We start from the raw sequence: 12151 nt of genomic DNA on the forward strand, positions 1-12151 counted from the left end.
TTCATAAAATCAGCTTTTTCTTTTAAGAAATGAAAATTGAAACTAAAAGCCTTATAGGGGGTATATACATATTTAACGGAGGTGTTAAATGATGGATGAATATGGACAAAAGGCATTATCGGAACTGGTATCATGGAAAAAGAAAGTAGCCAAGAAATCCGGCAGGCTTGAGCGGATGTCCAAAAAGGCGCAAATCAAAATGAATAGTTATATTCCTGACCGAGTGCACAAAATGATTACTGATAGTATTAAAGGGATGATAGAGGCCGTATTATCAGGTTCGAAATATATGTCAAAAGAAAAAAATGTAGTGCTTTTATCCTTGCAGCAAAAAGAAGAATGGGTTGCGGAAACTGTAACGGCCCATCGGAAAACGGCCGTTATAGAAGGTGTAGGAACCGGAGCGGCAGGGCTATTAATTGGATTGGCTGATTTCCCTTTACTGCTTAGCATCAAGATGAAGCTATTATTCGAAATATCCCGTATATATGGTTTTGATCCAAATAAATATGAGGAACGCCTGTTCATACTCCATATCTTTCAGATGGCATTTTCAAGCGAGGAAAAAAAACTGGAAACATTACGGGTAATAGAAGAATGGGATTCAGGGACATGGCCGGAAATAGACTGGCAAGAATTTCAGCAGGAATATCGCGATCACATCGATATCATCAAAATGTTCCAGCTAGTTCCAGGGCTTGGGGCAGCTGTCGGTGCATATGCCAACCATCATTTGTTGGAACAACTTGGGGAGACGGCTGTCAATTGTTACCGAATCAGACTTCTAAAAGAGTAAGGGACGGGGAAAACCCGTCCCTTTATCATTACCGTAATAAAGATTCATTCACCTTTTGCGATGATTGTTTCTTATTGTGATAGGTTATAGCTGCAGTGCCTAATATTTTGGCTGCAATGAGCATCGCTTTTTCATCGATGTCAAACAAAGGATGATGATGAGGATATGTATGTTCATTTTTTGGCTTGGCCCCTGTAAAGAAGAATGTACCTTTCACATTTTGTAAATAATAAGAAAAATCTTCACCTGTCATATCCGGGTCAATTTCCTCTGTATTCAAAACTTCCTTGACGGATTCAGTGCTTTCGATGAGGAATTTGGTTTCTTCAACATGTGGAATAACAGCTGGATAACCCTGAAAGTATTGATATTCATAAGTGCAGTCCGCAGCTATGCAGGTTCCTTTAACAACCCGCTCCATTTCCTCGCTTATGAATGAACGGACATCATCCTTGAAAGTGCGGACGGTCCCGATTATTCTAGCCTTATCTGCAATGACGTTAAAGGCATTATCCGCTACAAAGGAACCGACGGTAATGACTGCAGAATCTATTGGGTTAAGGCGGCGGCTTACGATTTGCTGTAGGGCCATGACTAGCTGGGAGCCGACAACGATTGCATCACGGGTCTTATGCGGCTGGGCTCCATGTCCGCCCTGCCCTTGAATGGTGATTTCAAAACGGTCAGCAGCGGCCATCAGGGGTCCATAAGCGTATTGGACTGTTCCGGTAGGGACCGTAGCCCATAAATGGGTACCGAAAATTACATCCACCCCATCAAGGCAGCCAGCCTCAATCATCGGTTTGGCACCTCCTGGAGCATATTCTTCAGCATGCTGATGGATAAATACATATTCACCTTCGAGCTCATCCTTCAGATCATTCAGATTTTTTGCAAGGACAAGGAGTGTCGCTGTATGGCCATCGTGTCCACACGCATGCATAACCCCGGGTACGGAAGATTTATAGGGAACTTCTTTTTCATCCTGAATGGGTAAGGCGTCGAAATCAGCGCGCAAAGCTACGGTTTTACCAGGCTTATTGCCTGTGATCTTGGCAATAACACCATTACCGCCTACATTCGTCCGATGTTCGATTCCAAGTTTTTCATAATACCCAGCGATGAATGCCGCCGTTTGGGTTTCTTGAAAAGAAAGCTCGGGATGTTGATGAAGATAACGTCTGATGGAAACCATTTCTTCATATGAACCTTCTAGAAGATCGTGTAATCGCTGTATCATTTTGCGCCTCCTAATGATTGGGTTAATTGTAAATAGTATATCATATTCTGAATAATCCAAAGTGAATAAATACCTTGAGGAGATCTATATTATGATTAAATATTCCTGGGTTGCTATGGGTTTCATTTGCTTGTTGCTATTCTTTTTTTTGATGCAAGAAGTCCAGAGTGGGAGGCCTTTAGCGTTCGATTCATATATTGCGAAACTTTTTTCCGTAGGTGAGAATACCTTTTCGTTCACTTTCTTCAAGTCCATTACCTATCTAGGAAAATCCAAGTTCATTGGTTTTGGAAGCTTATTATGTGTTCTATATTTGTGGATAATAAAGAAGGATTATTGGACCATGGCCATCTTCTCTATCGGTATGGCCGGGGGGGATGTATTAAATGGGTGGATAAAAAATCATATTAAAAGAGTGCGCCCTGAAAATCATTTGATGGAGGCCGCTGGCTTCAGTTTTCCAAGTGGCCACGCAATGGTGGGCCTTATTTTCTTCAGTATGGTTGCTTATTTAATCATGAAAGAAATTAAAGGAAACTCTTTGAAATGGGGAGTGGGAATCGGTTTCGTTTGTCTGGTTCTGCTAATCGGGGTCAGCAGGATCGCTATGAAAGTCCATTTTCCAACTGATATCTTGGCAGGTTTTGCATTAGGAGCGGCATATATTTTAACCTTGTTTAAATTGTATAAATTCCTCGGACCTAAAGTGCTTTGAAAAAAGATTCAGATAAAATAATTGTAAATACCCGTTGCATTTCCCCGGAAATAAAGAAGGAATTTGTCGGATTGTTATAGGTTTATACCATTTTTGGGCCGTCCCAAATAACACTCTGTATTACTATGAATTCAAAGAGGCCCATCCTTGAGGAATGGGCCTCTTATTGAGCAAGAATGGATTATTCTTCTGAATCCTTCACCAAAGTATACTGCGTTACATAGGCTTCACCTGAAAACATCTTCTGGCTAGAATTCGTAATGGGAGCTTTGGAGTCGCTGTTATGCGCCTTCTGAAAGGAACTGGATTTCTTCCAGTTCAGGAAATCGGTTTGTTTCTCCCAAATCGTCAAGATTACATAAGTGTCAGAGTTGATTGGCCGCAGTACACGAAGTGCGACGAAACCTGGTTCATTCTCAATGAATCCTGCCCTGTTTTTAAAACGATGTTCGAATACCGGCCTTCCTTCTTCACTGACGGGTATATTGTTCATGACTACATACCCATGATCCTGAAGGTTTCCTTTCCCATCAACTACTTCATACTTACGAGGAGAGCTGAAGAGCGTTTTTCCTGCTGTTTCATGTAAAAGTACTGTAGTGTCAGGATTTTGCATAAGTAATATATTTTCATTCGGATGCTTATCTTTTTTGCTTTTCAAAAAATTGAAACTGCCTGATGTGATGAATACATTCATAATTTCCCCTCCAATATCTATATAGTACCTGTATACCCATTTTACCCAATGAATAGTGCTTTTACCATTTCCAATCTAGCCAATAGTCTTTGATACCGGGTAAGATACTTAATAAAAAAGTCGATTTTCTGACAAATAAATAGGTTGGCTATACTTCTATTATAGAAAAAGCTATAGTTTAAGGAGAATCGATTTGAAATTCAACATCCTTCTGATATTCTATGTAGGTAATGAATAAAAATAGAAACGTGATTGCTTGAAAGGTGGATATTAATGTCTAAGGAAATTACGAATGATACATTTTTAAAAGCTGCAAGAGGAGAGAAAACGGATCATGTGCCTGTTTGGTATATGCGTCAGGCAGGCCGTTCACAGCCGGAATACCGTAAATTGAAAGAGAAGTACTCCCTTTTTGAGATCACTCATCAGCCGGAATTATGCGCTTATGTGACTAGATTGCCAGTTGAGCAATATGACGTAGACGCTGCGATTTTATATAAAGATATAATGACACCGCTGCCAGCCATTGGTGTGGATGTCGAGATTAAGTCCGGAATCGGTCCAGTCATATCCAATCCGATCCAATCGGTGACAGATGTTGAAAAATTAGGTGAATTGAATCCAGAGAAAGATATCCCATATGTGTTGGACACGATTAAATTATTGACCACGGAGCAATTGTCCGTTCCTTTGATCGGTTTCTCCGGTGCACCTTTCACCATTGCGTCATACATGATTGAAGGCGGCCCATCCAAAAACTACAATAAAACGAAAGCTTTCATGTATTCCGAGCCAAAGGCATGGTTTGCATTAATGGATAAGCTGGCGGATATGATCATCGTATATGTCAAGTCACAAATTAAAGCCGGCGTCAGTGCCATCCAAATCTTTGATTCATGGGTAGGTGCTTTGAACGTTGAAGATTACCGTGTGTTCATCAAGCCGATCATGACCCGTATCTTTTCTTCATTGCGTGAAGAAAATGTACCGCTAATCATGTTCGGGGTCGGCGCAAGTCACTTGGCACTTGAGTGGAATGATCTTCCGATTGATGTAGTCGGGCTCGATTGGAGATTGCCAATTACAGAAGCAAGACAAATGGGAATACAGAAAACGGTACAAGGTAATCTTGATCCTGCCCTTCTATTATCATCATGGGATGTTATAGAAGAACGGACGAGAAGAATCCTGGATCAGGGCATGGATCGGGATGGATACATCTTTAATCTGGGACATGGGGTTTTCCCTTCCGTAAATCCGGAAACACTGAAGAGGCTGACCGCTTTCATTCATGAATATTCATCAAAAATGAAGTAAGGTGAGCGAACCATTTGCTAAAACTACTTATTTGGATGCACAATAAAAGAACGAAATCTTTAAATGAGGTGTAATTTCATGTCAAGAAAAAAAATGGGCCTTTTAGTCATGGCTTATGGTACTCCATACACGGAAGAGGATATTGAAAGATATTATACACATATTCGTCATGGGAGACGGCCAAGCGATGAATTGATTGCCGACCTAAAAGGCAGATATGAAGCGATCGGTGGATTATCCCCGCTTGCAAAAATAACGGAAGGACAAGCTGAAGCCCTGGAAAAGAAATTGAATTCCGTTCAGGAAGAAGTTGAATTCAAGGCATATCTTGGACTGAAACATATTGAACCTTTTGTTGAAGACGCAGTGAAACAAATGCATGAAGATGGAATCAAAGAAGCGGTCAGTATAGTATTGGCACCGCATTTTTCAACATTCAGCGTGAAGTCTTATAATGGACGCGCCCAGGATGAAGCCGCTAAATTGGGGGACCTGACCATCACTTCCGTTGAAAGCTGGTATGATGAGCCGAAATTCATTCAATATTGGGTAGACCAAGTAAAAGAAGTAATCGGGAAAATGACCTCGGAAGAACGCGATAACTTCGCTTTGATTGTGTCTGCACATAGCCTCCCTGAAAAAATCCTGCAATCAGGAGATCCGTATCCAAATCAACTGAAAGAAACGGCAGACATGATTGCTGAAGGAGCAGGTGTTACCAATTATGCAGTAGGCTGGCAAAGCGCTGGACAAACACCTGAACCATGGTTGGGACCTGATGTACAGGATTTAACCAGAGATCTTCATCAAACAAAAGGTTATAAAGCTTTCATTTATATTCCTGTTGGCTTTGTTGCCGAGCACCTTGAAGTCCTTTATGATAACGATTATGAATGTAAGGTTGTGACGGAAGAAATTGGTGCAGGTTACTATAGACCGGATATGCCGAATGTTAAACCTGAATTCATCGATGCTTTGGCCACAATCATTTTAAACAAATTACAGGAAAAGTGATCATTCAATAGAGGAAATTGGTTTAACCATGCTTACAATGTGCTCTACATATTTTCGTATGAAGTTGATAGATGCCATACACCTGGAAAAGCGATGCGTTTTTTACTTTACATGAGTGATTTAAATAAATATCCTTTTGAAAAAGTGGCTGTCCATTAATGAGGATGGCCATTGTTTCTCTAAAAAATTGAAAATTTAATTGAAAAGACTGAATATTTTTGGTATGATATCGTTGAACATAATGACTATTTTGTCCGTTTGGTCAGGATTGAGGTGGGAAATGTCTGTTGATCGTAAAAAATTGATTTTGGAAGCCGCGACCAAGTCGTTTTCACTATTTGGATATAAGGCAACGACGATGGATCAAGTCGCTAAAATTGCCAATGTGGGAAAAGGGACCATTTATACCTTTTATAAAAATAAAGAAGAGCTGTTTAAAGAAATCGTTCAGCGGATGATAGAGGAAATGAAATATGAGGCGGAACAATCTTTGGATGATCAACTCTCCTTTTTTGAAAATCTGCATCGGGCCGTTTATCGAATTCTGGAGTTCAGGCAGGAACATCAATTATCTTTAAAACTTCTTCAGGAAGAGCGGGAAATTGGTACGCCGGCCGTTCAGGAAATGGTTAATGAAATGGAAGAAGCCATTGTATCCTACATTAAGGAAAAACTAAAAATAGCGATTGATAAGGGCTATATACAGCCTTGCGATCCAGAGATAACAGCTTTCCTGATGCTAAAGATGTACCTTGCCCTGATTTTTGATTGGGAAAGGAACCATGCCCCATTAGAGAAAGAGGAAATTGCTGAACTATTTAAAATATATCTGTTCAAAGGATTATCCGTAAAGTGATAATTCTATTTTTTTGCTGAAAAGCAATGAATTCCAATAACAATAAAAAGAAGAGATACCGATGAGCGGTATCTCTTCTTTTTATTGGGGACGTTTTTCAGCTGCGAAACTGAATCTTATATAAATTCATCCTGCTATTTGGGAAGCGGATGGTGGAACACAAGAATACTACTCTCCAGAAAGGCAATGATCACAGTGGTTTCCATAACATTCGTGCTGTTCTTCGATTTTTTTTCCGCATTCCATGCATTGTTTCGGAGGCAGGTTTTTAAAGAACTCAACGCTACTTTGAATCATGAACATCATCTCCTGAATTTATTTTATTATTCTCTTATCTATGGCTTTATTGTATTATAACAGATTTGTGATGTCAATGAATGTTTTATAACATAAGTAAAAAAGGTGAAATAAGGGCAAGAATAGTTTATATTAATGGGGAAGTCATTGAGAGAAAAAAGGAGTGCCTAAGCATGAAAATCACCGTAATTGGCTGCTGGGGCGGTTATCCAGCTAAAAATGAGGCAAGTTCCGGCTATTTGCTTGAATATGAAGATTTTCGCATTCTGCTTGATTGTGGCAGCGGTGTTCTATCACAGCTGCAAAACCATATGAAGCCGGAGGATCTTGGTGCAGTTGTATTATCCCACTATCATCCGGATCATGTAGCGGATATTGGTGTCCTGCAGCACGCTGCGTTCATACAGCAGATATTGGGCAGCGAAAAAAGGACGATTCCTATCTATGGTCATGATTTGGACGAAGTCGAGTTTGGTAAGTTAACTTATAAAGACGTGACAGAGGGGATAGCCTACACTGCTGATCAACCGTTAACCATTGGACCGTGTAAATTTACGTTCATGAAAACAAACCATCCAGTCCCTTGTTTTGCAATGAGGATTGAAGCTGAAAATCATTCGATAGTTTACACAGGGGATAGTTCATATATGGATGAGCTTGCAGATTTCGCTAAAGACGCAAATGTTTTACTATGTGAAAGTAACTTTTACAGTGATATGGATGGCTCAAAGGCGGGGCATATGACGGCAAGAGAAGCGGGCATGCTAGCGGAAAAGGCTGACGTCCAGCTTTTGCTGTTAACTCATCTCCCTCATTATGGGAATCTAGAACAACTGAAAGAAGAAGCATCCGAGGTATTCAAAAGGGAAATAGCTGTAGCTAAAACCAATCTCGAATTCCAACTATAAATGAAACAACAGTGATATGAAATCTACAAGGAGGAACAACTGTGCTTTTTATTGATAATAAGGGAATTACAGATCCAAGAATTAACCTGGCCATAGAAGAATATGCGCTTAAACATTTAAATATAGATGAAACCTACCTTCTATTTTACATTAATCGTCCTTCAATCATCATAGGAAGAAATCAAAATACGATTGAAGAAATCAATGCCGATTATGTAGATGGAAATGGCATTACAGTTGTTCGCCGCCTTTCCGGGGGGGGAGCGGTTTATCATGACCTGGGGAATCTCAATTTCAGTTTCATTACGAGGGACGATGGGGATAGTTTCCACAATTTCAAAAAATTCACCCAGCCTGTCGTGGAAACGCTTGAGAAACTTGGAATACATGCTGAATTGAGCGGTCGTAACGATATACTGGCTGAAGGAAAGAAAATCTCGGGAAACGCGATGTTTTCAACGAAGGGCAGAATGTTCAGTCATGGGACATTGCTGTTTCAATCAGAAATGGATCACATTGTATCCGCTTTAAAAGTGAAAAAAGATAAAATCGAGTCCAAAGGGATAAAATCAATAAGAAGCCGTGTCGGTAATATCGCTGATTTCTTAAAAGAACCGATGTCTGTTGAAGAGTTCCGTTCATTCCTTCTGCAAAATATTTTCAAAGATAGCGGAAAGGTTACAGAGTACGTTCTAACGGAGACGGATTGGGAGAAAATTCACAAAATCTCTGAAGAAAGGTATCAAAACTGGGAATGGAATTACGGAAAATCGCCTAAATTCAACTTGCAAAACTCACATAGATTCCCTGTGGGGTCTGTTGATATCCGCCTTGAAGTGAACAGGGGAATCATTGAAAATTGTAAAATCTATGGTGATTTCTTCGGGGTCGGAGAGGTTGCGGATATTGAACAAAAGCTTACTGGAATACGTTATGAAAAGGAAGCAATCAGCAGGGTACTAGATGAGATCGATGTTCGTCATTATTTTGGCAATGTAACGAAAGAAGAAATATTGGCACTAATATATTAAGCCCCAAAAGCCGTCCCGACTTAATAGGACGGCTTTTGTTCCTAATAATGACAGTAATTGCTTGAATATGGATAAAATTGTTGCTGTAATAGCTTTCTTTTAATATAATAAAAATGTATTTAGTTCACCATAAAAATGAATGACTATTCATTCATGCTATTTGCAGGGGAGGGAGAAAGATGAATTTATCTGAACAGCTTCATCAAATGGCTTTAAAAAAGGCGGATAAGCCAGCATATTACTTTATGGATCAATCCACTTCATATGGGGAATTGGATAAAGCCGTTACGAAGTTCGCAGACGAATTACATAGGCTTGGTGTTTCAAAAGGTGATAACATTGCGCTGTTATTAGGCAACTCTCCACATTTCATCATTTCGTTGTATGGGGCTATGCGAGCAGGGGCAACCGTAATTCCTATCAATCCAATTTACACACCTGACGAGATTGGTTATATCCTGAATAATGGCGATGTAAAGGTTGTTGTGGCATTAGATAAGCTTCTACCCCTACTAGAGAAAATGAACCCGATTCTCTCAAGCGTAGAAAAATATGTTATTTGTGAATCGCAGCAGGATAATGGGGATATTAGCGAATTTAACATCTACCCAAAAATGAAATCGTTTACAAAAATGATCGAATCGGGGGATGACTGCTTTAAAGGTCCAAAACTGGATCCTGAGGATACGGCAATCATACTCTATACTTCCGGAACAACGGGGAAACCAAAGGGGGCCATGCTCACACATACCAATATCTACTCCAATGCACATGATATTGGTGAATATTTAAAAATCTCGGAAAGTGACCGTGTCATTACAACATTGCCAATGTTCCATGTTTTCAGTTTAACGGTCGTTGTGAATGCCCCATTGATAAGCGGAGGCACGCTTTTAATTGTCCCGCAATTCAGTCCAAAGGAAATATTCAGGCAAATCAAAAAATATGAAGCAACCGTTTTTGCTGGAGTGCCTACGATGTATAACTTTCTTTTCCAATACCCAGAGGCGAAAGAAGATGCTTTGAAGTCGTTGCGGATATGCATATCGGGCGGATCCGCCATGCCAGTGTCCCTGCTTGAATCATTCGAGCAAAAATTTAATGTCAGGGTTTCAGAAGGATATGGCTTATCCGAGGCATCCCCTGTTACCTGCTTCAATCCTTTGGATCGTCCAAGAAAGTCGGGATCCATCGGAACCTCCATCCTTAGGGTGGAAAACAAAGTGGTCAATGAGCTTGGAGAAGAAGTGCCGATCAATGAGGTAGGAGAGTTGGTTGTCAGAGGTCCGAATGTAATGAAGGGTTATTATAAAATGCCTGAAGAATCAGCCGCTGCCTTGAAAAATGGCTGGTTATATACAGGCGATTTAGCGAGGATGGATGATGAAGGCTATTTTTTCATTGTAGATCGTAAAAAGGAGCTTATCATCGTTGGTGGTTATAATGTCTATCCACGTGAAGTGGAGGAGATTCTGTATGCCCATCCTGAAGTAGTTGAGGCAGCAGCCATAGGCGTTCCCGATCCCAATCAAGGGGAAGTGGTTAAATGCTTTGTGGTAAAGAAAAACAATGCATTGACGGAGGAAGAACTGCTTGCTTATTGCATGGAACACTTGGCCAAATATAAGGTACCGGCAAAAATCGAGTTTTTGGATGAACTTCCTAAAAACGCGACTGGTAAAATATTACGTCGCTCCTTGAAAAACCATGTACTGCAAAACTGAATATTCATTGATCACCAGGGATCATTGCCTATAACCGGCGTGGTCCTTTTTTTGTACAACCAAAGTGTATCAGGCTGCATAAAATATATTGGAGCATCTTAAAACCTTGATTCTTGTTTCGAAAAGAGTTATGATTGTCATTAAAAATTTCCACATAATTGTAAGGAGGGGTTAGATGAGAGATGTAAAGCTTTTGGATATTTTTACACATCCCATTGCTCAAAAATACTTGAACCGTTCAGGTCTGGCACATGCGATTGCGGTAGCATACCATGCGTTTCACTTAGCAAACGAATATAATGTCGACCCTGATATTGCTGCTAAAGCTGGACTTTTGCATGATATGGGTCATTTCACCTGGTATCGCAATGGTAAATGGGATTATGATCTGTATAAACAAAATGATATTCACCCCATCAAAGGTGCAGAACGAGCACATAAACTGTTAATCCGCTTGGGAGAAAACCCGATAAAGGCAAAGACCATTTCCCTCGCCATTTTATTTCACACCGATTCGTTCTTACCTTCAAATGATATTATTCGTACACCGCTTCAGCAAGTCGTCAAATGGGCTGACGAAAAAGATGAAGAAGAAGGTGGAAAACACCATTATCGCAAAATTGATTTTCCCCGGGCAAAGGAGAGCATCATGAAACTTGATACGCTCATAGATGAGGAACAAAGAAAAAGGCTATCATCCTGAAGGTAAACGGGTGATAGCCTTTTTACTGTCAGGAGGGACACTTTTTAAACATTTTACAGTTTAAATTTGTTATCAGGTGAATTAATGATGTAAAGTATAGACCAATAGAACTATTCGCGGCGGGCAATTATAAAAAATTATCGGATTAATAACAAATAATGAAAGTAACAGGTGATGTTATGAAATCGATTAGGCTATTGATATATGGTGATCAGGGAGGCTATGAGGAATTCATCGAAAAAGAAGAAGACATTAAGGTCATAGGGGTGACTGGAAATGAAATGGACCCTCTTGATTTTAATCACACACCTTCAGTCATGCCAGATGTCATTCTTATTGATGCCCGGTCATCAGGAAAGTATGGACAGGAAGTCATGCCAATCCTAAAGGTAATATATCCATCCACTCCTTTCCTCATTTTTACTGCCTATTCAGAAGATCATTATCTTATCGAAGCGATATGCCATGGTGCAGCAGGTTATGTGTTACAGGATGGCGGAACGAAACATGTGCTGTCGGCAATCCGTCAATGTGCCAACGGTCAGATAGTTTATCCTGCCTCATTTAAATCATTTTTAATGAAGAAGCTGCAGCAGGATGTTGAAAGATCACCAGTAACTTTGGATAAGGCAATCGAAAAATTGGGAGCCTTTTCTAAACGCGAGTATGAACTGCTTATCCTGCTGACCCAAGGTGAAACAAATCAGCAAATCTCAAAAAAACTTTTTTTATCCATCGGCACGGTAAAAAACTATATAAGCCGTATTTACAGAAAACTGAATGTTAATAATCGACCGGAGCTTATGGCACTTTTGTATAGATTTCAAAAAAGCGGGATGAAGAGATGACTACT

The 12151-nt window shown here is 40.1% G+C and carries 13 protein-coding genes; 10 read left to right on the forward strand and 3 right to left on the reverse strand.

The window, feature by feature from the left end:
* Positions 1–88 precede the first annotated feature (88 nt).
* Positions 89–796, forward strand: a complete 708-nt coding sequence (locus QNH43_RS05805) for an EcsC family protein (RefSeq protein WP_311316537.1) — start codon at positions 89–91, stop codon at positions 794–796.
* Between the two features lie 28 nt (positions 797–824).
* Here the strand turns inward: QNH43_RS05805 and QNH43_RS05810 are convergent, their stop codons facing one another.
* Entirely contained in the window at positions 825–2036 is a 1212-nt protein-coding gene (locus tag QNH43_RS05810; protein WP_283917127.1) for a M20 family metallopeptidase, read from the reverse strand.
* A 91-nt stretch (positions 2037–2127) separates the two neighbouring features.
* On the opposite strand from QNH43_RS05810, the gene QNH43_RS05815 reads away from it, so the two are divergent.
* The gene (locus QNH43_RS05815; RefSeq protein ID WP_283917128.1) at positions 2128–2751 is read left to right on the forward strand and encodes a phosphatase PAP2 family protein; all 624 of its coding nucleotides are present in this window, start codon (positions 2128–2130) and stop codon (positions 2749–2751) included.
* Between the two features lie 181 nt (positions 2752–2932).
* Here QNH43_RS05815 and QNH43_RS05820 read toward each other — a convergent pair whose 3' ends face one another.
* Positions 2933–3448 (reverse strand): antibiotic biosynthesis monooxygenase family protein, encoded by a 516-nt coding sequence (locus QNH43_RS05820; protein WP_076367262.1) that lies wholly within the window; start codon positions 3446–3448, stop codon positions 2933–2935.
* A gap of 273 nt (positions 3449–3721) precedes the next feature.
* Here QNH43_RS05820 and hemE point away from each other — a divergent pair, with 273 nt between their 5' ends.
* From hemE to QNH43_RS05835, 3 genes are all read left to right on the forward strand, one after another.
* Positions 3722–4765, forward strand: coding sequence for a uroporphyrinogen decarboxylase (gene hemE / locus QNH43_RS05825; protein ID WP_283917129.1), 1044 nt, complete (start codon positions 3722–3724; stop codon positions 4763–4765).
* Between the two features lie 78 nt (positions 4766–4843).
* Positions 4844–5779, forward strand: a complete 936-nt coding sequence (hemH, locus tag QNH43_RS05830; protein ID WP_283917130.1) for a ferrochelatase — start codon at positions 4844–4846, stop codon at positions 5777–5779.
* Positions 5780–6059: 280 nt separating this feature from the next.
* On the forward strand, positions 6060–6635 hold the full coding sequence (locus QNH43_RS05835; protein ID WP_076367257.1) for a TetR/AcrR family transcriptional regulator: 576 nt from the start codon (positions 6060–6062) through the stop codon (positions 6633–6635).
* Between the two features lie 168 nt (positions 6636–6803).
* Here the strand turns inward: QNH43_RS05835 and yhfH are convergent, their stop codons facing one another.
* On the reverse strand, positions 6804–6932 hold the full coding sequence (gene yhfH, locus QNH43_RS05840; protein WP_076367255.1) for a protein YhfH: 129 nt from the start codon (positions 6930–6932) through the stop codon (positions 6804–6806).
* Between the two features lie 173 nt (positions 6933–7105).
* On the opposite strand from yhfH, the gene QNH43_RS05845 reads away from it, so the two are divergent.
* From QNH43_RS05845 to QNH43_RS05865, 5 genes are all read left to right on the forward strand, one after another.
* A complete protein-coding gene (locus tag QNH43_RS05845) occupies positions 7106–7840 on the forward strand; it encodes an MBL fold metallo-hydrolase (RefSeq protein WP_283917131.1) in 735 nt (244 codons plus the stop codon).
* Positions 7841–7881: 41 nt separating this feature from the next.
* Positions 7882–8871 (forward strand): lipoate--protein ligase, encoded by a 990-nt coding sequence (locus QNH43_RS05850; RefSeq protein WP_283917132.1) that lies wholly within the window; start codon positions 7882–7884, stop codon positions 8869–8871.
* 179 nt (positions 8872–9050) lie between these two features.
* A complete protein-coding gene (locus QNH43_RS05855; RefSeq protein ID WP_283917133.1) occupies positions 9051–10595 on the forward strand; it encodes a fatty acid--CoA ligase family protein in 1545 nt (514 codons plus the stop codon).
* Positions 10596–10770: 175 nt separating this feature from the next.
* Positions 10771–11298, forward strand: coding sequence for an HD domain-containing protein (locus QNH43_RS05860; protein WP_034314654.1), 528 nt, complete (start codon positions 10771–10773; stop codon positions 11296–11298).
* 179 nt (positions 11299–11477) lie between these two features.
* Positions 11478–12146 carry a LuxR C-terminal-related transcriptional regulator gene (locus QNH43_RS05865; protein WP_283917134.1) on the forward strand — a complete coding sequence of 223 codons (669 nt, stop codon included), beginning with the start codon at positions 11478–11480 and terminating at the stop codon, positions 12144–12146.
* Positions 12147–12151: the final 5 nt, after the last annotated feature.

It is taken from the genome of Peribacillus simplex, assembly GCF_030123325.1.
In the GTDB taxonomy this organism is placed as follows: domain Bacteria; phylum Bacillota; class Bacilli; order Bacillales; family DSM-1321; genus Peribacillus; species Peribacillus simplex_D.

Coding starts and splice junctions, on each gene's coding strand:
- QNH43_RS05805 (WP_311316537.1), top strand. CDS start 89: ATGATGGATGAATATGGACAAAAGGCATTATCGGAACTGGTATCATGG.
- QNH43_RS05810 (WP_283917127.1), bottom strand. CDS start 2,036: ATGATACAGCGATTACACGATCTTCTAGAAGGTTCATATGAAGAAATG.
- QNH43_RS05815 (WP_283917128.1), top strand. CDS start 2,128: ATGATTAAATATTCCTGGGTTGCTATGGGTTTCATTTGCTTGTTGCTA.
- QNH43_RS05820 (WP_076367262.1), bottom strand. CDS start 3,448: ATGAATGTATTCATCACATCAGGCAGTTTCAATTTTTTGAAAAGCAAA.
- hemE (WP_283917129.1), top strand. CDS start 3,722: ATGTCTAAGGAAATTACGAATGATACATTTTTAAAAGCTGCAAGAGGA.
- hemH (WP_283917130.1), top strand. CDS start 4,844: ATGTCAAGAAAAAAAATGGGCCTTTTAGTCATGGCTTATGGTACTCCA.
- QNH43_RS05835 (WP_076367257.1), top strand. CDS start 6,060: ATGTCTGTTGATCGTAAAAAATTGATTTTGGAAGCCGCGACCAAGTCG.
- yhfH (WP_076367255.1), bottom strand. CDS start 6,932: ATGATTCAAAGTAGCGTTGAGTTCTTTAAAAACCTGCCTCCGAAACAA.
- QNH43_RS05845 (WP_283917131.1), top strand. CDS start 7,106: ATGAAAATCACCGTAATTGGCTGCTGGGGCGGTTATCCAGCTAAAAAT.
- QNH43_RS05855 (WP_283917133.1), top strand. CDS start 9,051: ATGAATTTATCTGAACAGCTTCATCAAATGGCTTTAAAAAAGGCGGAT.
- QNH43_RS05860 (WP_034314654.1), top strand. CDS start 10,771: ATGAGAGATGTAAAGCTTTTGGATATTTTTACACATCCCATTGCTCAA.
- QNH43_RS05865 (WP_283917134.1), top strand. CDS start 11,478: ATGAAATCGATTAGGCTATTGATATATGGTGATCAGGGAGGCTATGAG.